We start from the raw sequence: 21,480 nt of genomic DNA on the forward strand, positions 1-21,480 counted from the left end.
GAGTTACATCTTCGGCGCCTTCTGCCCCGCTTGCGCGGGCGAAGGTCTCTCCTGCTGCCGTCATTCGAGATCCATATGTTGAGGCAAGACCCGTCTACCTTTCCCTTGCGGAAATAGCAACTAAAAAAACGATGTGGTCAATCAACAAGCCGAATTCTGCTGCAGCCCCGGATGACTACAAACAAAAAATCGGCGTTTACCGCCGATTTGATGTCTGCCTCAATGCAGAACGCCGTCTCCTCCGGCACTGCAGAAATCCGCAGTTCCGGCTTCGGAACATGTTCAGCCAGCCTGAGCGCCGGCCCCGTCCTGAGACCTGAAGCCACCGCCAAGCATGTAGTAAAGAGTCTTCATGAACTCAAGCACCACCTCGCGGGCAGCGGCCTGAGATGTCCACCAGCGTTCGGGGAAAGGCTGATTCGTCGCGCCGCTCATCATGACGGTCCACCCCGGCAGGGCATGCCTGAAGATGATACCCGCGCGCCGCACGTGCGTGGGCGACGTGACCACGATAAGCCTGCCGGGCCCCTTGCCCAGCTTTTCGGCAATGGACTCCGCCTCCTGCAGGGTGCTGAGCAGGCTGCTCCCGTGCAGACGGATGGCTTCCGGCGGAACGCCTTCGGCAATCAGGATGCGCTGATAAATGGACTCCTGCAACGGTGGAACCACACCGTAGCGTTCCAGAAGCTCCTCGTTCGCGGAACGATTCACTCGACTGACATAAATCACACGGGCATAGCCCTTGCGGTACAACTCCGCAGCGTAAACCGGACGATGGTAATCCCCGCCCAGCACAACAATGGCATCCGCCACGGATGGGATATCGTCAGAGGTCAGCCAATGCCCTGCAAACAGAAGCCCGGTACCGAGCAGCAGCATACCAACCAACGCAAACGCGCCGAGCAACCGTAAAAAGGCATTCAGCCAGCGCATTACACCACTTCCTGAGGATAGATCTCTTCGTACTGCTTCTTGTAGGCCGCAAACGTTCCGTCCGTGATAGCCTTTCGGGCTCCCCTGACAGTATCAAGGAAGTAGGTAAGGTTATGGATGGAGTTCAGGCGGAAGGAAAGGATCTCCTTGGCATGGTACAAATGCCGCAGATAGGCTCGGCTGAACGTGCGGCAGGTGTAGCAGGAGCAGTTGGGATCAAGCGGGCCGTCGTCTTCGGCATATTCCTGCCGCTTGATGTTGATCTTGCCCACGGAGGTATAGAGCGTGCCGTTACGTGCGTTACGGGTCGGCAACACGCAGTCGAACATGTCGATACCCGCGTTGATGCCGTTGATGATATCAAGCGGCGTTCCCACGCCCATCAGATAGCGCGGCTTGGCAGCAGGCAGCAGCGGAGCGCAGTGATAGAGCATCTCCATCATCTCCTGCTTGCTCTCGCCCACGGAGAGACCGCCGAGCGCAAAGCCGTCGAAATCATCCATGCCGGTCAGCTGGGCTATGGAGCGCTCGCGCAGGTCCTTGAAGAAACCGCCCTGCGTGATGGCAAAAAGCAGGTTGCCCGCCGTACCCTGAGGATACGCATCGCGGCAGCGTCTTGCCCAGCGGGTGGTAAGCTCCAACGAGCGGGCCGTGTATGCCTTATCCGCTCCGTAAGGTACGCACTCGTCCAGCACCATCATGATGTCCGAATTCAGATTGCGCTGAATGGACACAACCTTTTCAGGCGTAAAGAGATGCTTGGAACCATCAAGATGCGACCGGAAGGTGACGCCCTCTTCCTGAATCTTGCGCAGTTCGTTCAGGCTGAACACCTGAAACCCGCCGCTATCCGTCAGGATGGGCTTGCGCCACGCGTTGAATTCGTGCAACCCGCCACGCCGCGCCACAAGCTCGTCGCCGGGTCGCAGGTACAGATGGTAGGTATTGCCGAGAATAATCTCGGCTCCAATAGCCTCTAAATCGTCAGGAGCAATGGCCTTTACGCTTCCCACCGTGCCCACGGGCATGAAAATGGGAGTCTGTACAGGGCCGTGCGCAGTATGCAGCACGCCAGTGCGGGCCGCTCCGTCCGTTGCATGTATTGTAAATTCACCAATGTTTGCCATAAGCGCACCATACCTTCGGGGCAGATATTTGAAAAGGGGGCATACGGCTTCATGCCCTGCAAGGCAAGTGATTCCTTGCCCACTTTTCCAGCTGCAACCGTGCGACACGGAACTGGAAGAAAAATTTTCACTTCCTGCAAAATATACTTGCCCTTCCCGATGAAAAAATGCAGTACAATAAAACTAGAACTATCACTCTCGCGCATGCGAGGATTACGACAGATACTGCCACATCGGCCTTGCACCCCCAACAAGACGGAGGGACCACATGAGAGAATATTCAGTGAAGCGCAACGGCAAGGAAGAACTGGTTTTTACGGGCGATCTTCTGGTTTCTCTGGATGACCGCGAGTTGATGGGAGTAACCCCGAACTGGTGGGAACTCACCCTCTACAAGACCAGCGTAGGCAAATATATTCTGGCGTCTACCTTCCATATCAATTACCCCAGCCGTCGCAAAATGCACGGGGCCATCTGCTTTTCTTCCGCAGAAGCCGTGCGCGAATATCTTCTCCATGACTGCAATGGCCCTTCCATGATCGCAGAAGCGCTCCTTGCCCGGGCCGCCCGCAGGGACGACGCGTTCCGCACCAAGCCTGTAGCCTCCAGCCCGCTGCCCGTAATCCCGCCCGCACCCCATACAGGCATGGGCATGGCAGGCACTGCCTGATATCCGCCACGATACGATTGCTTCAGCAACAAAAAAAAGCCGGACACATGGTCCGGCTTTTTTCATGTTCATCAGTCAGGCAACATCATTTGCTGCCGCGCATTTCTTCAATAATGGCATTCAGTTCCTGCGCAAGGCGGGCCAGATCGGCAACGGCCTTTGCAGATTCCAGCATGGCCTGTGCCGTTTCGGTGGAGATAGTGTTGATCTCTTCAACGGAACGGCTGATTTCTTCACTGGCCGCGGACTGTTGTTCGCTGGCCGTGGCGATGGCGCGTACCTGATCGGCAGTGCTTTCAACCATGCCTACGATGGTATGCAGAGCCTGACCGGACTGGCTGGCCAGATCCGTGGATTCCGCCACAAGCGTAACCGCCTTGTCTGTGGCGGCAACGTTCCGCTTGGCGCAATCCTGAATGGCACCGACAAAGTCTACAACTTCGCGCGTGGCGGACATGGTCTTTTCCGCCAGTTTGCGCACTTCGTCAGCCACCACGGCAAAGCCGCGACCGGCCTCGCCCGCTCTGGCAGCCTCAATGGCGGCGTTCAGAGCCAGCAGGTTCGTCTGGTCGGCAATATCTTCAATAACGGTGATGATCTGGCCGATACCCTGCGCCTGCCTGCCAAGCTCGCCCATTTCATCCTTGAGCATGTTGGCCTGATCGGCAACGCTGTTGATCTTCTGTACGGCCATATCGACAACCTTTGCACCTTCAATGGCCTGATGCTGCGCTTCGCTGGCCGATTCAGCCGCGAGCGATGCGTTCTGGGCCACCTCCAGCACGGATGCGTTCATTTCAGTCATGGCGGTCGCAGATTCGCCGGTCAGCTTGCGCTGCTCATCAGCACCGGCGCTGGACTGCTGAATCTGAGCAGACAGCTCCTCGGAAGCCGAAGAGACCTGCTCGGAAACCTGCCCTGCTGCATGCGCCGCGTGCGTGATCGTCTCGTTCTGGGCCTCAACCAGCGCCTGTTGCCTGCGTACTTCGGTCATATCCGTACAGATCGTAAAAGCACCGATAAGCTTTCCATCCAAGTCATAGATGGGAGAAGAGTCCACAACCATGGTCACCTGATCGCCGAGCCTGTTGGTGAACGAACTTTCGTGCCCGATGATGGGTGAACGACTACGCAGCACCTTGTGTGAAATGGTTTCACGACCGGGATCACTGTACATGAACTCGCCCACCAACTGCCCGATAAAGTCCGAAGGTTTGCCAGTGCGCCCAACAAGCTTGAGCAATGCGGGGTTGGTAAAGGAGATACGACCGTCATTGTCAACAACCAGCGCAGGGGTGGTCATACCGTCGAGAATCCCCTTGGAGAAACCGAGCTCTGTCTTCAGCTTGGCAACCATGTCACCAAGGTTGCGGGAAAGAGAACCGAGTTCATCCTGCGAATCCACCACAAGATCTGCGTTAAGGTTGCCCTTGCTGACCTCTTCACTGCCGTGGGCGATGTGCAGCAAGGGACGAACTACGCTGCGACGAATAAAGAAGACCACCGCGCCGATAAGCGTCAGCAGGCCGCCGAAGGAAATGGCAAGATTCTCATAGAGCTGAAAATCGATCGCCGCAATGGTGGGGGAGATATCCTGCATCACCACCATCTGGCCGAGGATAGGCTGTGAGCCGCCATGACAATGGTGGCAGGCCTGCTCATTGGGGATACTGGTGACACGAACAAAGTGCGTGCCGCCTTCGTATTCCATGATCGTGCTTTCGCGAATCTCGGACTTCAGGGCTTTGGAAGCAAGCGCAGAAAAGGCATCATGCTTGACTATGGAATCAAGGGCCTTACGCTCGGATGCCTTGTTGGTACTATACGTAATGTTGCCCTTGTAGTTGGTGAGATAAATCACCATGTCCCTGTATGTTTCGGAAAGAAACTTGAACTCCTCGCGAGTGGCCTTGTCGTTACCTACCACCATGGGTTTTTCAATGGAAAGCTGGACCAACTCGGAAGTGGTGGTCATGGCCTTGTCCAGTTCCTTCATCATGCTTTCACGCTGCATATAGCTGCTTATGCCCACAAGTCCGGCAAAAATGATGAAAGAGATGAGAGAAACCAGCAGAGACGTTTTGGCTCCTATGGAATTACGGATAAATTCTGGCATCGCCACCTCCTTAGTGAGCCCCGCTATGGATCAGCGGCCTGAAGTCGAACGCACCAATGCGGCTCTCATTATGACAGGATTCGCAGTCAGCCAGTTCCGGAGTCTTGCGGATCGTTTCGGGATCGCCGCCCGATTCAACATGTTCGCCGCCCGGGCCGTGACATGTCTCGCACCCCACATCAGCAAGATGCGGCGTCTTTTCGTAGCTGATAAAGCCACCTTTGCCATATCCGGTGGTATGACACTCGTAACAGCCTTCCTTTTCCTCGGCTGTCAGGTCGCTGGCCATCACGCTGATACTCTTCCAGGAGTGCGCCTTCTTGGAGTGCTCCATAAAGCGGGCATACTGCCCTTCATGACAGTCTGCGCAAGCCTTGGTTCCAACATACTCCTGTGCCAACGCCAGAGAGTTTGCAGCGCACAGTACCCCGGAACACAAAAAAAGAACCAACAACAGCCTACCAACTCTCATTCTTCCCTCTTGCATTAGCACCTCACGAAACAGTCAGCTCATTCTTCGCCTTGCAGGATCAACCCCCAAGCACAATGCCGCTTTGACACCCACACCCTTTGACAATTGTTACAGCCAAGTTACACCATTGCACTTCGCATTAACGCGAAAACATGCCTGCGTCCAGCACGCACACTAGATTGAATGCTCACACACCCTCAAGACTGCATTACACAGGCACACTTCCGCAATCATGCGCACTAAAAGCATTCAAAAACGCAAAAAATCGTCAAGTTAACAGTCATCACAGCATTCAACTCTATTTCTCCCGCCCTTCTTTGCCTTGTACAACTGTTGATCTGCACAATTCAAAGCACATTCCAGCGCTGTTACACCACACACACCACCATCTTGCAGTCCGCAAATTCCGACACTCATCGTACACGAAAAGTCTACTCCTCCGGATGAAAACTGCAGGGATGCCACGGAAGATCGTATACGTTCAGCCAGCAACGCACCCTGTTGCTTATCCGAATTCGGTGCAATGATGGCGAATTCTTCACCTCCATACCGCGCAACGATGTCTGTTGTGCGCACGGCCTGCATTATGGCAGCAGCCACTTTGGCGAGAACTTCATCACCCGTCACGTGTCCATAGGTATCGTTCACTGTCTTGAAGTGGTCTATGTCCATCATGAGAAATGCACAGGGAACGTTACCGCGGATACACTGTTCGACAACTCTTCCGCCTTCCTTCATGAGGTTTCTTCTGTTGTACACTCCCGTCAGCAGGTCGGTATGTGACGCGTGTTCCAACTCCTCAATAGTCGTCGCAACTCTCTCACTCATCTCACAAAACGTATCGTACAAAACGCGCACTTCAATAGGGGCGTTTTTCACATCGGGCAGCGCGCACTGCTTTTCATACTCGCCACGGGATATGCCTTTTGCAAAATCCGCAAGCCCCTTGAGAGGCTCTTCTATGGAACGGGAGAAACGAATAAGGACGGGCAGAAGCAAAATGAAAGTGCCGATACATATGGCAGCAAACAGCCATTTCAGCGTATAAAAGTCTCTCAATACATCATCAAGAGGCTCCTCCGCCACCAAAAGCCAACGATTTCCGTTCACCCAGGCGTAAGCGCCGATGACCTCCATTCCATGATAACCCGTATAAACATCCTGCAGCACCTCCCCCCTCTGGGCGGCCATGAGCAACGGCGTATCAATCTTGAGATTTTTCACGACCGATTCACCGGCGAAGCCACGTTTCTTCAGTAGCCCAAGGTAGCTGGATTCAGTCAGCATTTCACCGCTTCGCCCCACAAGATAACTCTCGCCCCTGTCCATCTCTGAAAAGGTGTTGAGGAAAGTCTGCACGGTAGACATCTCAACCGGCAAAAGAACCGCCCCGCCAAAGCGGCGATCCATGGATGTGACGGGATGGGAAAAAACCATGATGGGCCTGCCGTGAGGACGCCCGATCAACACATCAGACACCCACCGATCTCCTTCTTTCGCGGCGTTGAAATATGCCCTGTCCCCCAAATCGAGACCGGATGGAGAGGAAGTATCTATCGTTGTGTGCCCGTCACCTGCTACCCGCACCACGGAGAACACGTCGTCATGCTGCGAAAGATACCGGCCGAAAAGGTCGCGCATCCCTACCTCATCGTTACCTCGCACGTCCGGATCGCGAGCTATGACAGTCACATCCCGCTGAAGACTCTGCAGCCAGTTTTCAATAAACCGCTTCTGATAGGCCACATGCTGCTCAAGTCTGCCGCGCTCGCGATCCAGCACCATCCCTCTCAGAAGAAAAATGGAAAACAACACGACAATCGCAATGGGTATTAATTCAAGAAGGAGAGAGTACAACCGGATATGCATCCGGATACTGGGCCCCCCAGCATTATCGCGCCTGAAAAAGTGTAACATCAGCCCACCGGTTAGCCTTTTGTTTGTAACCACCCAAGCACATCCCCACCGGGGCAGGGGGCAAAATCCATCAAGCCTATTTATACTCCTCGTCAGGGGCGCTAACAACAACAAACTCTGCAATCACTTCAACACGCTGATTCAATGGCAGTCGTCTTGCCAAGACATGTAAACACCCACCACACCGTGTCGGGCAACTTTACAGAAACCACATCCACAATAACATTTTTATCAAACAATAAAAGCCGGTTACAATAGGACTGCTTCTTGCAACATTACTGGCGTATAATTGTTTCGAGTTAGCTTTAGCCGTTGGAGGCAGCCATGAAACGTATACTGATAATTCTCAGCTTGCTAGGTGTGCTGTCAGCCGCTTGGATACCTGCTTCGCAGGCAGCAGTGCTACTGCCCCCCGATGTGTTCGGGTTGCAATATGACCAGTTCCGTTCATTCTCCATTGCCCAAATGCTGTATGACGGCATTGTGAGTGGAGACCCATGGGACACCGCAGCCGGAACAGGCGGGCTGGATGTGCTGGCATACACCGGGGCCACAGGCCAGAATAACGTGAACGTAGGGATCGCTCCCAACCTGTATTCCTTCCCGGATCCGCTTGCAGCCCCGTCCGGGAGCACAAGCACTTTCTCGGGAATATGGGGGCTTGGCGGTACCATTTCAGTCGACTCGCTGTATGGCTATTTGCAGGACACGTTCGCCTCATCCATTCCTGTCTTCCTGTTCGACATGAACGAACCTGGAACGGCAGCCAAAAGGGACCTGCAGATAACAGCTGAAATCCGCATCATGGATGGCACAACAGTTGTGGACAGTTGGTCTTTTGACGGAATCAATGACGGCGTATACCAGTCCACCGCATGGGCAACCGCATACGGGCTGATCCCCTCTTTCTTTGACCCGACAACGCTCATCTCATCAAACCGCGGTAACGGTAAAGTCGACTTCGTTGCTTACGCCATGGGTCTCGACCTGGCAGACTTCCAGGGAATGGGCTACACCTTTGAGGGTGAATTCAACATGCAGGGTCTGGACGGTTCCTTTGAAGAGCTGTACCTCACCGGTGCCTTTGCGCCCCCCACCACCATCCCCGAACCGGCAACCCTTCTGCTGATGGGGGCTGGCCTGCTGATAGCCACACTCGGCGCAGCGCTCAGGAAGCAGTAACATTGTTGCAACTCAAAACGCCCTGCCGCCAGTTGGCCGCAGGGCGTTTTCTATTACGCGTACAATGGAATCCAAAAAGAAAAGCCCCTGCAAAGCAGGGGCTTTGTCATCGTGGCGGAAGGGGTGAAATTGGGAAGCAACCACACGCCACAAGGCAAAAACCTCGTGATCACATCACATTATAAAAACAACTAAGACAACAACTCATTGTATTCATCGTTAGCTACCTAGCGGCTCCGAGATCAATGTTTATTTAGCTGGTCCTATAAATCGTTGTATTGTAGAGTGGCAAGATCCATATTGTCTTTAGGAGAGCTAATATGAAAAGCAAGCTACTCGTTATGGTTATATCTTTATTCATTTGCACCGGAATAAACATACCTTCTTCGTACAGCCAAGAGCCTGACAAGCTTCACGTTATGGTAGATGACAATCCTCCATATAACTACGCAGAAGGAGGCGAACTGCGTGGAATCTCGACAGATTTACTCAGCCTGATCTTTAAGAAAATGGGCTTCCGTTTGCGCAAGGAAGACATTGAGTTCATACCTTGGGCGAGAGGCTACGAAGAGGCACAGCGTAAGGCTGGCACATTGCTTTGTACTACAGCCCGCATTCCAGAACGAGAGAATCTTTTCAAGTGGGTTGGCCCCATTGGCGTAAGCCGTATTGCATTGCTTGCCCGCAAGGGGAGCGGAATTACAATTTCCAGCTTGAATGATGTTGCTCGATATGGTGTTGAAGTCGTCAAGAATGACACTGGTGAGATCATAGTGCTTCGTTCAAACATTCCAAAGAACCTTGTAGGACAATCACTTACAGTCTGGAGTTCTTTGTACAAGCTTCTTCATGGCGACGTTAAACTTGTAGCTTTCGATGAAACTATTGCCAAGAGCGTTGTTGCCAGAATGGGACACGACATTGATGTCTTGGAGGTTGTCTACATACTTGGTGAAGAGAATTTGTATTACGCATTAAATCAACGATTCCAAGACAACTTCATCACAGAAATGCAGCAAACACTGGACGCCTTAAAACAACCAACCGCTAACAACCAAAGCGAGTACGAGCGCATCATGAAAAAATACGGAATCAGCAGAGAGGATTAGAACAAGACATACATGCCTACGACGCATTGAACCTGCAAATAAGCTCTATTCAATTACACCAATAATAGAAACACACAGACTCCATCCATGAGTCATGTAACATTACTAGCAGATACCTGTGATTCATCTGTCGCAACTGCTGTGCATCCAATAATTATTGCCCCCTCTCCCGACAACATGAAGGGCATTATCAGACAAGCGAAGCTTAAAACATAGCTAGTTGCTAGCCGCAGAAGGCAATAGAAAATAAAAAAAGCCCGCCATGAGGCGAGCCTTCGAATCATAAGTCGAATCCGTTTAGTAGCGGAGACGGAAACCACGGGGCTGCGATTCATTAACCTTAATATTACGCCCCTGATAACTAGAGCCGTTGAGCGAGTTCATGGCATCTGCCGAACCTGCGGTTCCCATTTCAACATAACCAAACCCACGGGACTGACCAGTTTCACGATCCTGAACTACACGCGCGGAGACAACTGCCCCATATTTAGAAAAAAGAGCGTGAAGGTCGTTATTAGTACATTTCCAAGACAGGTTCCCGACATAAAAATTCTTATTCAAAAAAACTCCAAAAAATTAAGATACCCCGACTAACTACAGGGAATTCATGCAAACAAAATCTGCATACATATTCAAACAATTACACAATAAATACACAAAACATTCACGGCTGTCAACAGCTATTTTCAATTTAATTTAACTCAAACTACAACTCAGCAAAAAACACAATACATTTCTTATAAAACCACATCATTGTTCGCATATTACGAAACATTTTTCGCAATACGCCACCCCTTACACCAAAATATCCATCTAACCATATAATTTTGCAAAATGCATGAGCACATTATGTTACCTTATGCCACACATACTATTACACAATATATAATCGGCACAGCATCCACGTGACACCCAAAGAAAACAATGATGGCATTACCCATCATCTTCCAGAACTGCAAACACATCCCTGCACAGCCCCAGATGTAAGCACGAACGGACTCCAGAACAGACAGGACTTCACACCGATCTCGAAGCCCACAACCTGCCCCTGGGCAACCTATAGATGGTACACCCTCCAGGCAGACAGAACTCGATCATGGGCCAGCTGAACACTGAAACAGGTATGGGAGAGCTAAAAATGACAAGGCTTGCACCTCACATTGCGTACCACCCAGATGTTCCAAGGCGGTCCAATTGACGTACAAGCCTGAAAAAGATTGCCATTAAAGGCAGTTATGAGCGATGGCGGAAGGGGTGAGATTCGAACATCACCCTTGTACCACACTCGAAAATACCATGGAATCTCAGCCCTGTACGAAATTAAGGGGATGGGTTCCAGTCGATGTGTTCCACACGCTTGTACCATACCTTCTGGGCAATTTGGAAGCCTGTTTAACGCACCTCGTCCCCCAGCTAACAACCCCCTGATACTGCTTTATTTGTTTGCCTGTATGCTGTAGGTTCCTTAAGGCTTCGTTCAACCAGCCGAGGAGTGACTATGCACGAGGCAGCCGAGACCATAACGTCCCCGAATTTCTGGTTCCTTGCTGAACACGACGAACTGCTCCTGAAGTGCGCCGCACAAGCAGAGCGCCTTGTATTCAGTGATGCTAACGCCGCACTCTTCAAAATCCGGCTCTTCAGCGAGTTGCTCGCCCAGCAAATTGCCGCCCGTTCCGGCATAGCCATTTACGAGGAAGACACCGCCGTAAAGGTACTTCGCAAGCTGGATGACGAAGGCGTACTCAGCCCAAAGATAAACCAGATTTTCCACATCCTCAGAAAAGCTGGCAACATCGCCGTTCATGGCCTCGAAGGCGAAGAACAGAATGCGTTGGATGCCCTTCGTTTTTCCAGGATTCTTGCAACTTGGTTCCATAAGGTTTTCGGGAAGGATAAGGAGTTTGAACCTGGCCCCTTCCTTCCTCCCCCAAAGCCGACTCAGGCTGATGCTGCTCTTGCAGCCGAACTGGAACGACTCAAGCAGAAGCTTGCCGAAACGGAAGAGGCACAACAGGCCGCCCTCAAAAAGGCGGAAGTAGCATACCTGCACCTCGCTGAGAAAGAGTCTCTGCTTCAGGAAAGCAAGCAACAGCAGGACGAAGCAAAGCGCTCGTTTGCCCTTCGCGTTGAAGAACTTCGCATTCAGGCAACCAAAAAATCCAAGACCGAGATCGACAGCACAAAGCAAGCCCTGAATCAGGTTGGCGAAGCCTCTGTTGACCTAGACGAAGCAGACACCCGGAAGATCATCGATGCACAACTCCGTGATGCCGGATGGGAAGCAGACTCTACCCACCTCACATACCAGGCCGGAGTTCGCCCGCAAAAGGGAAAAAACCTCGCCATTGCCGAATGGCCTACCAAGTCTGGCCCAGCGGACTACGTGCTTTTTGTCGGCCTTACACCTGTAGCCACTGTCGAAGCCAAACGCCGGAACAAAGATGTTTCGTCAGCCCTGAAACAGGCACAACGCTACAGCAAAGACTACACCGTGCGAGGAGAAGAAACCCTCCCGGAAGGCAGCGCCTGGGACGGGCATGTCCTTCCCTTCCTGTTTTCCGCCAATGGCCGCCCATTCCTCAAACAGCTCCGCACCAAGAGCGGCATATGGTTCAGAGATGCTAGGGTTACAACCAACATCTCTCGTCCTCTTGTAGGCTGGCCTACGCCGGAAGGCCTCATGGAACTATTGGGGCAGGACATTCCCGCTGCGGATGCAAGCCTGGAAACGAATTCCTCAGACTATCTGGATCTTCGCTATTACCAGCACGATGCCATCCGGGCAGTCGAAGCTGCCATTGCCGAAGGGCAACGGAACATACTCACGGCCATGGCAACAGGCACAGGGAAAACCCGAACCTGTATCGGCCTGGTGTACCGATTCTGCAAAGCGAAGAGATTCCGCCGTGTGCTCTTTCTGGTCGACAGAACATCACTGGGCGAACAGACCGCAGACGCATTCAAGGACTTCCGGCTTGAGAGCCACCAGACCTTCAACGAAATATACGACGTGAAGGAAATCGGAGACGTAAAGCCGGACAAGGATACGAGACTCCAAATTGCCACCATCCAGGGGATGGTCAAGCGTCTGCTCTTCCCTGCGGACGGTGACACTCCCTTGCCCGTTGACCAGTATGACTGCATCATCGTGGACGAATGCCATCGGGGCTACAATCTCGACAAGGATATGAGCGATACGGAACTCACCTTCCGCAGTGAAAGCGACTACATTTCCAAATACAGCCGCGTCCTCGACCATTTCGATGCTGTCCGTATCGGCCTCACGGCCACACCAGCGCTGCACACGACCGACCTCTTCGGCAAGCCTGTATACACGTACTCCTACCGCCAGGCTGTCATTGACGGCTACCTTGTGGATCATGAACCGCCCATTCGCATCGTTACCGAACTGGCGGAGGATGGCATCACATGGAAGGCCGGGCAGGACATTGACATTTTCGACGCACACAGCGGCGAAGTGGATACATGGAACCTGGCGGATGAAGTCTCCGTTGAAATTGACGAGTTCAACAAACGCGTCATCACAGAACCGTTCAACAAAGTTGTCTGCGGCCAGCTTGCAAAGCACCTAGACCCGACACTGGATGGAAAGACCCTCATCTTCTGCGCTACGGACAGCCATGCCGACATGGTTGTTGACCTGCTTAAGCAGGCCTTTGCATCCGAGTATGGCGAGGTGGAAGATGATGCTGTGATCAAGATAACGGGCAATTCGGATAAGCCGTTGCAGCTCATCCGCTGCTTTAAAAATGAACGACTTCCGAATGTCGTCGTCACGGTTGACCTCTTGACCACAGGCATAGACGTACCGGAAATTTGCAACCTTGTTTTCCTGCGGAGAGTCAGAAGCCGCATTCTGTATGAGCAGATGCTGGGCAGAGCAACACGCCTGTGCGACGACATCGGCAAGGAGTGGTTCCGCATCTTCGACGCCGTAGACCTATACTCTGCTTTGCAGGACTACACCGAGATGAAACCTGTTGTGCAGACTGTATCCGTCACCTTCCAGCAGCTTATTTCCGAATTGGAAGGAACCACGGATGATAACGTGCGGCAAACCATCGTCAACCAGTTCCGCGCCAAGTTCCAGCGCAAGAAGCGCCTGATTAAGGATGATGCCCTTGAGAAGTTCCAGACGCTCACAGGGCATGCACCGCAGGCCTTTGCTGACCAACTTGGGGGCAAGGATATTTCCAGCACCACAGCCATGCTTCTCGGCCCTCAAGGCCTTGGTGCGTTCCTGGATGGTATCCGATCCGACATGAGAGGCAAGCAACTCATCTCCCATCATGAGGATAAACTCCGGCGTGAGGAACGCGGCTACGGTACGGCTAACAAACCGGAAGACTACCTGGAATCCTTCCGGCAATTCATTCTGAACAATCAAAACGATATTGCCGCCCTCAAGGTTGTTCTGCAACGCCCAGGCGAACTCACCCGCCAGCAACTGAAGGAGCTTAAGCAACTCCTTGACGAGCACCAGTATTCTGAGGTCAAACTGCGCACCGCGTGGCGCGAGTCTAAGAATCAGGACATCGCTGCTTCCATCATAGGATTCATCCGCCAGTTAGCCCTTGGCTCACCGCTCATGTCATATGAAGAACGTGTGGACAGGGCTATGAAGCGCATCCTTTCAAGCCGCCAGTGGACAGCCCCACAACGACAATGGCTGAACCGAATTGGTGAGCAGATGCGCAAAGAGATCATCGTGGATCGCGAAGCCCTCAACAGCGGACAATTCCAGGCCAACGGTGGCTTCCCAAGATTAAACAAGGTGTTTGATGGCAGAATGGAAGAAGTTTTAAACGAGATCAATAAAGCCCTATGGGCTGAAGCTGGATAGTGCATGATGTGTAAGAAGTCACTTAATAGAATTCTATGCACTGTTGTGATAGGCATTATACCAATATTTGCATATTTATCCTTTCTTCACTACTTCGGAACCTCCATCGAGAACAAACTTATTAATGAGTGTGCCCTCATATATATTGGAGTAGTGACAGGACTATGCTGCAACTTTTTATTCTACATATTCACTCAAGAGTTTGCAATAAAGATACACAAATCTAATAACATGATGCATATAGAATTCGGCAAAGACTTTTCTTGCGTGCACAAAGCAAGAATAATGATACACTACAAGAACGATAACGGCTCAGCAGAGTGCTTTGACTACATCGTTCGAGACAATACAAAATCGTAATCATATCATGAACACTACAACCGACATAGTCCAGCAACTCTGGAAGCTCTGCAACACCCTTTGGGGTGACGGCGTTACTTACCATCAGTACGTAAACGAACTGACCTACCTCCTCTTCCTCAAAATGGCGGAGGAGACTCAGACTGAACACCAAATTCCAGAAGAATACCGCTGGAAGAAGCTCGTCAAACAGGACGGGGTTGAGCAACTTGTCTTTTACAAGAAGATGCTCATTGACCTTGGCACCAGTGGTTCAAAGCTTGTGCAGGATATTTTCGCCAACGCAACCAGCTTCATCCAGCAGCCGAAGAATCTGCGTAGGCTTGTGGACGCCATCGACAAGCTTGATTGGTACAGTGCAAGAGAAGAAGGCCTTGGCGACCTGTATGAAGGCCTTCTGGAAAAGAACGCCACGGAATCGAAGCGCGGAGCTGGTCAGTACTTCACACCTCGACGACTGATTGAATCCATGGTGGACCTGATGCAGCCGAAGCCCGGCGAAATCATCCAAGACCCGGCAGTAGGTACGGGAGGCTTCCTGATCAATGCTGACAGGTACATCAAGGAACGCACGGACGACCTCTTCACCCTGAAAGAGCGTGAGCAGAACTTCCAACGCCGCGAAGCCTTCCAGGGCATCGAGCTGGTGCAGGACGTGCATCGCCTCTGCCTGATGAACCTCATGCTGCATGGCTTGGAAACGCCTGTTTTCCCTGGCGACACGCTCGGCCCGCAGGGCGCATCCATGGCAAAAGCAGACCTTATCCTCACCAACCCGCCCTTCGGCACTGCAACAGGCGGAGGCCATACCCGCCGGGATGACTTCACTTACCCCACCAACAACCGCCAGCTTGCCTTTTTGCAGCACATCTACCGAGGCCTGAAGCCCGGTGGTCGTGCGGCAGTGGTGCTGCCCGACAACGTATTGTTTGAAGACAACACAGGCCGCAGCATCCGCATCGACCTGATGGAGAAGTGCAACCTGCACACGATCCTCCGCTTGCCCACAGGCATTTTCTACGCCCAGGGGGTGAAGACCAACGTGCTCTTCTTCCAGCGAGGAGAAACCGACAAGGGCAACACCAAGGCAACATGGTTCTACGATCTGCGAACCAACATGCCCAGCTTCGGCAAGCGCACCCCGCTTACCCGCGCCCACTTTGCCGAGTTTGAAGCCTGCTACGGTGGTGACCCTAACGGCAACGCCAAGCGTGTTGACCAAGGCGAAGAAGGGCGTTTCCGCTGCTTCACTCGCGAAGATCTTGCCAAGCGCAATGACAATCTGGACATCACCTGGCTGCGCGATGAAAACGCCGACCACGCCGACGACCTGCCTGAACCGGAAATATTGGCTGCCGAGATCATGGATCAGCTTGGGATTGCCATGCAGGAAATGGTAGAGTTGAAGGCTATGCTGGAGAATTGCGGGGAATTGAATGACTAAACAAGCTGACAAAGGCACCTGGAGTTGCAACCAGCTACCTCCCACATGGGTATGGGCAAGCTTTAACGCGTTATTTAGTGATACAACTTCTTCTCACAAAAAGTTAAAGCAAAAGGACTACGACGAAGACGGCAGCCTACCAGTTATTGACCAAGGGGCGTCCCTGATTGGGGGAACCACCCACAGATCGGAACTTCAATACGATGAAGAACTGCCTGTAATAATATTTGGTGACCACACCCGCTGCGTAAAATTCGTTGATTTTAACTTCGCCCAGGGAGCTGACGGGGTCAAGGTACTTAGACTATTTCAAAAGCTTTATTCTAAATTTTTCTACCATGCATTAAAAACAGTCACCTTGCCAGACAAGGGCTACAGCAGACACTTTAAATTTTTAAGGGCCACAGAATTCCCCCTCCCGCCCCTCAACGAGCAACGGCGCATTGCGGACAAAATCGACGCACTGCAAGCCAAAAGCCGTCGCGCTCGAGAGGCTCTGGAAACCGTAAAGCCGCTGCTGGAAAAGTTCCGGCAGTCTGTGCTTGCGGCTGCCTTTCGTGGTGATCTGACTGCTGAGTGGCGCAAGCAGAACCCAAATGTGGAGCCTGCTTCCAAACTCCTTGAGCGCATTCGTGCTGAACGCCGCGCCCGCTGGGAAGAAGCCGAACTTGCCAAGATGCAGGCCAAGGGCGTGAAGCCCAAGAACGACAAGTGGAAGGAGAAGTACGAGGAGCCTGCGCCTGTTGACACAGAAGGTTTGCCGGAACTGCCTGAGGGGTGGTGTTGGGCAAGCACATCAGAATCTTGCGCTATTGTTGTTGATTGTCATAACAAGACAGCCCCTTATAAGGAAGATGGAATCCCTTTGATCCGCACTACAAATGTGCGAAACGGAAAAATCAACTTGTCAGCAACAATGTTCGTTGATGAACCAACTTACCAGTATTGGTCACGGCGATGCATTCCCCTGCCAGGGGACATCATTTTCACTCGCGAAGCCCCTATGTGTGAAGTCGGTATGATTCCAGAAGAAGTAATGTTGTGTATGGGGCAGCGAATGATGCTATTGCGAGCTGATGATAACAACTTACGCAAGAACTTCCTCCTTTATGCACTCCAGGCTCCACATATCATTGAGTTTGCTCAACGAGTTGGAGTCGGAATGGGCGTAAAGCACCTCAGAGTAAGGGATGTTGAAAATTTACCAATCCCGCTCGCCCCAATTGCAGAACAGAAGCAACTCGAAATCATCCTCACCCGTACAATTGAACTGCATGAAAAACTCCTAGAGATAGTCGAAGGAACGTCTTCTCCACTTAACGACCTAGACCAGTCTATCCTCGCCAAGGCCTTCCGAGGCGAACTCGTTCCACAAGATCCGAATGATGAACCTGCATCCGTTCTGCTGGAGCGCATAAAAGCGGAACGGGAAGCCGCCCCCGGAAAGAAGAAACGAGGCCGAAGAGCCAGCTAGGCACTGCAAACACAACAACAAAACAGCCCTCCCGTACATCCAGTTAAGGACATGCAGGAGGGCTATTCGTTAGGCAGCTTTTCGCCCGAACTCAGACTTTACAGAGGGCAACCTTATCTCGCAATTGAACGCATCATACAGCGCAGCCAGCCCCGCCGGGGTGATGCGGCCCTGAGGTTCCACCAAGCCTCTCGCCAACCGCCGCTTTATCACCTTCATATACCCATTCCTTACAGCGTAGACTCTGGGGCGGACATATCGGTCTTTCGCGTAAAGCCAGCCAAAACGGCGAAGTGCATTGCTCAACTCGAATACAGACAAACCTAACGCCAGCGCGGCATCTGTCAGAGTAAAGGTGCCTTTGGCGTCAAGAAAGCTGTCGTACTTCTCTGCCTTTGGGGCAAGCTCTGCCAACCTGGCTTCGACAGCTTCAACCTGGATCTTCAACCGCTCTGCTTCCCGCGCCTTCTGCGCTGCCAATTCAAGAGCCTTGGCGAGGCTATCCGGTGTGACAACCGCAGACCGAACAGCTGGATTGCTCCGCAGTCCCTGGCGGAACCATGCGTCCAGCGCAAGAAAGCACTCCGTGCGGTACAGGTTCAACTTTGCCTGCTTGCCTGCGGACACTTTCTTGATGGTGAAAAGCCAAGCGCTGGCATACTCGATGGGGAGCATGACGGTCTTCTGGCTGCCACCCGTGGAAGGGATGTCGATTATCGACACACCTTCTAACAGCACTGGGTCAGCCATAATTTTCACACGCTGACTTGCCCACGCGATCCCAAGCGCATCGCACACATGGCGGGGCGAGAAGTACGCCTTGCCTTCTTCGGTTACGGCAGCCAGTACGGTGGAGCCAGCAATGGTCACTTCTTCGTGACGGACAGGGACGATAGCGGAAATTTCATGTACGTTTTTCATTGTATTTTTCTCCTTAATGAAAACAGGCAGGCCAACCCTATGACCCGCCTGCTTCCGTTTGTTTTGTTCTTGTATTTGTTGTTGATGGTGAAAAATGCGCCCGAAGGCGAACGCCATAGCCACAAAGCCGGACAATGTTTTGAATCACTTCTTCTTTGCTCTTCCTCCATGGAGACGCAGTGCAATGGCCTCCCTTTCTTCCTGGGACAAATCCCGCTTCTTCCTGAAAGGACTCTTGCCGAACCGATACGGGTACAGCGAACATTCAGGCATGCAGCAAAGGCTTACTTCCTTAAGGCTCCAGCCAGAACAGTCGATGCACTTCTCACGGATCGCCTTGAGTGGCGTGGTGTGGTTTTGAACCTGATTTTCCATTGTTACTCCTTTGAAATTGAACGCGCTTTCACCAGAAATGAAAAATGCGACTCAATGGTCGCATGTCGCTGTCTCCTGATGAGACGCGTTGATTATTGTTGGTTAATGCACTGTGCCGGATAACGCCGTCATTGTGCGGCATGAATCTGCCTGTTCTTCTGCGCACTCAGCTACATCAGCGTCTGTCACTCCGAGTTCCTCTTTCACACTGTCTGCGTTGAAATAGAAATTGCCATCTGCATCGTGATGAGATGGTGTCAGGCCAGGAAAACACTCAAGTGCCTTCTCAAACATCCTGTCTTTCACCTCTCTCGGCGCCAACGCAAGGAACGCCTCCAGCGCCCGTGAAAAGAGAGGGCGATCAGACCAGCCAGCTTCATGGAGACACATGACTATTGCCGCCGCCTCCTTCTCCGATTTGAATAACAAGGTGCCATTAAGTCGGCATTTTTCAGCAACAACCACGGACTCCCAATCGGCGAGGGTGGCTTTTATTTCATCCAAATCCGCAGTAGCCATGTTGACACGCTCGACTTCACTAGCGTTCAACATTCGGTTTGGACGTCCCTTACGCAGCTCTTTTGCAAGCTCCTTTATAGCCTCATCCTGATCAGGTTCAGCAACTTCATCCATAATCAGCCCATACCTAGAGCTGGCAAGCTGAAGCTCTTCAACAGAACAGCCGATAATCTCTGCGGCTTGCTCAGCGAACGATTCAAGAACCTCTTCGTAGCCATCATAAACAAAATTGTACTCCTTGAAATAAAGGTCCAAATCCGTTTCGAACATGTGTTCAGCATACTCACGATTCATTTCCATTTCCTCGACATTTTTCATTGTTTTCTCCTTGTGTTTGTTGATTTCATTGAACAGATACATGCAGAATATTCTGCGTCCTTTGCCAATAGGGTATCGCTCTGAACGCCGTCAGCATCTGTCAGCATTGCCATGTTGACTCACCAGCAATACAAAACGACACCATAGAAAAATGAAAGGGCAGACACCGACAGCAATAACCGCTGTCCACATGTCTGCCCTTGTATATTGTCCGGCTCTGGCGGAGTGCGTCCGCTTCCCGGTTGGCGATGTGAAATTTGAACTGGAAGTGATGAGGAAGTGAACTTATGCTTTACGACTCTGCCCACAATCCCAGCGAATCAGTCTTCCTTGATGACTCTGTACAGCGTCTGCCTGCTGATCCCGTATTCCATGGCAAGCTGCTTCTTCTCTTCTCCGGCCATCGCCCGCGCCTTGAGTTCCCGTACCTGCTCCGCATCCAGCTTGGCTGATCTGCCGCAGTGCTTGCCCTTGGCCTTTGCCTTGGCGATGCCCTCACGCTGACGCTCTTTGATGATCTCGCGTTCAAACTGCGCCACTGCACCAATGATCTGTAGTTGCAGAGTCTGCATGGGATTGTTCTGTTCGCCTGTGAACGAAAGTCCTTCTTTATGGAAGCGAACCGAGACACCCCGCGAAGTCATATCCTGAAGGAGGCCGAGCAGGTCGGAAAGGTTCCGCGCAAGACGATCTATGCTGTGAACGTGGAGCGTATCTCCTTTGCGAAGATACCTGAGACACTCCTTCAACTTCGGGCGCTTGGTTGTCGCTGCGCTCACCTTCTCTTCAAAAACCTCATCAAGCCGGATGCTATCAAGCTGGCGGTCTGTATTCTGATCCACACTGCTTACGCGAACATACCCTATATCAGCCATCTGGTGTCCTCCTTGGTTCATGCGATGTCACACAAAACATCTAGACCTTATGAGAATGTGTGTCAACTTTTCTGATCACAAGGTTTTGTTACACGAAACATCAGGGCTTGCCAGGCAGCTTGAAGACGTATTGAAAGGTGTACCTTCTGAGACACCGCCAACGAGCACATGAACATGGCTGAGCAAAGCGCCCAGGGCAATGTAGCTGAAGCTCATGTGCTGAGCGGCACAGAAGAAGGATAGGGTATGGGGGAAATTTCAATGCACCTATAGCGTTTAAGGCGCTCAGATTTTTGCACCAAAACCAGGCGGAGAGAGATGCCTACAAGCGGACATCTTGAAGACTCTTAATGATAACTCAAAGAGTTACTCTTTCTTCTACTCTTTCACTAACCCAACTTAGCGAATCACTAAGTGACTCTTAATGTGCCCCCTACCCCCAGATCTCCGAAGTGCTATGCCCCCTATCATAGCACCAGGGACTGCCAAGCAGTCATAAAATCTGAGAAAAATGAACAAAATTCGGCAATGACCAAACGATACGATGCTATGGGCACCTAGCCACATCGCCGCCGTATCTATACCTTTAGTGTCGGCTAATTATTTTCACATATGAATTCAGCCAATTACATGAGTAGAGAACACTCACGTAAAACCACATCCCCCAGCTTGAAAGACATACACACGACATCGGCCTACTTTTGCAAATCGACTCGGCAAGGCGTTTGTTATACCTTTAGTGTCGGTTAATTATTCGTCTGTAAAATCGACAAGTTGGAGACATGCTTCATCCTACTTCAA

16 protein-coding genes are annotated in these 21,480 nt (G+C 51.9%); 6 read left to right on the top strand and 10 right to left on the bottom strand.

The genetic code is table 11. The annotated features are described in order from the left end of the window. Positions 1-282 precede the first annotated feature (282 nt). Positions 283-933 (bottom strand): YdcF family protein, encoded by a 651-nt coding sequence (locus N1030_RS10195; protein ID WP_265825375.1) that lies wholly within the window; start codon positions 931-933, stop codon positions 283-285. Beyond that, positions 933-2,060, bottom strand: coding sequence for a tRNA guanosine(34) transglycosylase Tgt (tgt, locus tag N1030_RS10200; protein ID WP_265825376.1), 1,128 nt, complete (start codon positions 2,058-2,060; stop codon positions 933-935). The genes N1030_RS10195 and tgt overlap by 1 nt, the downstream gene beginning before the upstream one ends. A gap of 268 nt (positions 2,061-2,328) precedes the next feature. Here tgt and N1030_RS10205 point away from each other — a divergent pair, with 268 nt between their 5' ends. Continuing rightward, positions 2,329-2,730 carry a hypothetical protein gene (locus tag N1030_RS10205; RefSeq protein ID WP_265825377.1) on the top strand — a complete coding sequence of 134 codons (402 nt, stop codon included), beginning with the start codon at positions 2,329-2,331 and terminating at the stop codon, positions 2,728-2,730. An 85-nt stretch (positions 2,731-2,815) separates the two neighbouring features. On the opposite strand, the gene N1030_RS10210 is transcribed toward N1030_RS10205, so the two are convergent. The 3 genes from N1030_RS10210 to N1030_RS10220 form a co-directional block, all read right to left on the bottom strand. Next, positions 2,816-4,846 (bottom strand): methyl-accepting chemotaxis protein, encoded by a 2,031-nt coding sequence (locus tag N1030_RS10210; RefSeq protein WP_265825378.1) that lies wholly within the window; start codon positions 4,844-4,846, stop codon positions 2,816-2,818. Positions 4,847-4,856: 10 nt separating this feature from the next. Further along, complete coding sequence (locus tag N1030_RS10215) at positions 4,857-5,318, bottom strand: cytochrome c family protein (RefSeq protein ID WP_265825379.1); 462 nt, start codon at positions 5,316-5,318, stop codon at positions 4,857-4,859. A gap of 273 nt (positions 5,319-5,591) precedes the next feature. Further along, a complete protein-coding gene (locus N1030_RS10220; RefSeq protein ID WP_265825380.1) occupies positions 5,592-7,235 on the bottom strand; it encodes a sensor domain-containing diguanylate cyclase in 1,644 nt (547 codons plus the stop codon). A 324-nt stretch (positions 7,236-7,559) separates the two neighbouring features. On the opposite strand from N1030_RS10220, the gene N1030_RS10225 reads away from it, so the two are divergent. Next, positions 7,560-8,417: a PEP-CTERM sorting domain-containing protein gene (locus N1030_RS10225; protein WP_265825381.1), complete on the top strand. Its 858-nt coding sequence runs from the start codon at positions 7,560-7,562 to the stop codon at positions 8,415-8,417. A gap of 320 nt (positions 8,418-8,737) precedes the next feature. Then, positions 8,738-9,526 (top strand): substrate-binding periplasmic protein, encoded by a 789-nt coding sequence (locus tag N1030_RS10230; RefSeq protein WP_265825382.1) that lies wholly within the window; start codon positions 8,738-8,740, stop codon positions 9,524-9,526. A 297-nt stretch (positions 9,527-9,823) separates the two neighbouring features. Here the strand turns inward: N1030_RS10230 and N1030_RS10235 are convergent, their stop codons facing one another. Further along, positions 9,824-10,087 (bottom strand): RNA recognition motif domain-containing protein, encoded by a 264-nt coding sequence (locus tag N1030_RS10235; RefSeq protein ID WP_265825383.1) that lies wholly within the window; start codon positions 10,085-10,087, stop codon positions 9,824-9,826. Between the two features lie 937 nt (positions 10,088-11,024). Between N1030_RS10235 and hsdR the strand changes: the two genes are divergently transcribed. The 3 genes from hsdR to N1030_RS10250 all read left to right on the top strand — a co-directional run bounded on the left by hsdR (position 11,025) and on the right by N1030_RS10250 (position 17,671). Next, positions 11,025-14,393 (top strand): type I restriction-modification system endonuclease, encoded by a 3,369-nt coding sequence (gene hsdR / locus N1030_RS10240; protein WP_265825384.1) that lies wholly within the window; start codon positions 11,025-11,027, stop codon positions 14,391-14,393. A gap of 367 nt (positions 14,394-14,760) precedes the next feature. After that, complete coding sequence (locus N1030_RS10245; RefSeq protein WP_265825385.1) at positions 14,761-16,197, top strand: type I restriction-modification system subunit M; 1,437 nt, start codon at positions 14,761-14,763, stop codon at positions 16,195-16,197. After that, positions 16,190-17,671: a restriction endonuclease subunit S gene (locus N1030_RS10250; RefSeq protein ID WP_265825386.1), complete on the top strand. Its 1,482-nt coding sequence runs from the start codon at positions 16,190-16,192 to the stop codon at positions 17,669-17,671. Before N1030_RS10245 ends, N1030_RS10250 begins: the two co-directional genes overlap by 8 nt. Positions 17,672-17,740: 69 nt before the next feature. Here N1030_RS10250 and N1030_RS10255 read toward each other — a convergent pair whose 3' ends face one another. The 4 genes from N1030_RS10255 to N1030_RS10270 all read right to left on the bottom strand — a co-directional run bounded on the left by N1030_RS10255 (position 17,741) and on the right by N1030_RS10270 (position 20,679). Next, on the bottom strand, positions 17,741-18,709 hold the full coding sequence (locus N1030_RS10255; protein ID WP_265825387.1) for a phage antirepressor N-terminal domain-containing protein: 969 nt from the start codon (positions 18,707-18,709) through the stop codon (positions 17,741-17,743). Positions 18,710-18,736: 27 nt separating this feature from the next. Next, positions 18,737-18,967: a hypothetical protein gene (locus N1030_RS10260; RefSeq protein WP_265825388.1), complete on the bottom strand. Its 231-nt coding sequence runs from the start codon at positions 18,965-18,967 to the stop codon at positions 18,737-18,739. Between the two features lie 102 nt (positions 18,968-19,069). Then, positions 19,070-19,846 (bottom strand): hypothetical protein, encoded by a 777-nt coding sequence (locus N1030_RS10265; protein ID WP_265825389.1) that lies wholly within the window; start codon positions 19,844-19,846, stop codon positions 19,070-19,072. 278 nt (positions 19,847-20,124) lie between these two features. After that, positions 20,125-20,679, bottom strand: a complete 555-nt coding sequence (locus N1030_RS10270) for a recombinase family protein (protein WP_265825390.1) — start codon at positions 20,677-20,679, stop codon at positions 20,125-20,127. Positions 20,680-21,480: the final 801 nt, after the last annotated feature.

It is taken from the genome of Desulfovibrio mangrovi (assembly GCF_026230175.1).
GTDB lineage: Bacteria > Desulfobacterota > Desulfovibrionia > Desulfovibrionales > Desulfovibrionaceae > Halodesulfovibrio > Halodesulfovibrio mangrovi.

Excerpts from the sequence above, each read along its gene's own strand:
- N1030_RS10245 (WP_265825385.1), top strand. The coding sequence starts at position 14,761 with ATGAACACTACAACCGACATAGTCCAGCAACTCTGGAAGCTCTGCAAC.
- N1030_RS10220 (WP_265825380.1), bottom strand. The coding sequence starts at position 7,235 with ATGTTACACTTTTTCAGGCGCGATAATGCTGGGGGGCCCAGTATCCGG.
- N1030_RS10225 (WP_265825381.1), top strand. The coding sequence starts at position 7,560 with ATGAAACGTATACTGATAATTCTCAGCTTGCTAGGTGTGCTGTCAGCC.
- N1030_RS10265 (WP_265825389.1), bottom strand. The coding sequence starts at position 19,846 with ATGTATCTGTTCAATGAAATCAACAAACACAAGGAGAAAACAATGAAA.
- tgt (WP_265825376.1), bottom strand. The coding sequence starts at position 2,060 with ATGGCAAACATTGGTGAATTTACAATACATGCAACGGACGGAGCGGCC.
- N1030_RS10260 (WP_265825388.1), bottom strand. The coding sequence starts at position 18,967 with ATGGAAAATCAGGTTCAAAACCACACCACGCCACTCAAGGCGATCCGT.
- N1030_RS10250 (WP_265825386.1), top strand. The coding sequence starts at position 16,190 with ATGACTAAACAAGCTGACAAAGGCACCTGGAGTTGCAACCAGCTACCT.
- N1030_RS10215 (WP_265825379.1), bottom strand. The coding sequence starts at position 5,318 with ATGAGAGTTGGTAGGCTGTTGTTGGTTCTTTTTTTGTGTTCCGGGGTA.
- N1030_RS10270 (WP_265825390.1), bottom strand. The coding sequence starts at position 20,679 with ATGGCTGATATAGGGTATGTTCGCGTAAGCAGTGTGGATCAGAATACA.
- N1030_RS10205 (WP_265825377.1), top strand. The coding sequence starts at position 2,329 with ATGAGAGAATATTCAGTGAAGCGCAACGGCAAGGAAGAACTGGTTTTT.
- N1030_RS10210 (WP_265825378.1), bottom strand. The coding sequence starts at position 4,846 with ATGCCAGAATTTATCCGTAATTCCATAGGAGCCAAAACGTCTCTGCTG.
- N1030_RS10230 (WP_265825382.1), top strand. The coding sequence starts at position 8,738 with ATGAAAAGCAAGCTACTCGTTATGGTTATATCTTTATTCATTTGCACC.
- hsdR (WP_265825384.1), top strand. The coding sequence starts at position 11,025 with ATGCACGAGGCAGCCGAGACCATAACGTCCCCGAATTTCTGGTTCCTT.
- N1030_RS10255 (WP_265825387.1), bottom strand. The coding sequence starts at position 18,709 with ATGGCGTTCGCCTTCGGGCGCATTTTTCACCATCAACAACAAATACAA.
- N1030_RS10195 (WP_265825375.1), bottom strand. The coding sequence starts at position 933 with ATGCGCTGGCTGAATGCCTTTTTACGGTTGCTCGGCGCGTTTGCGTTG.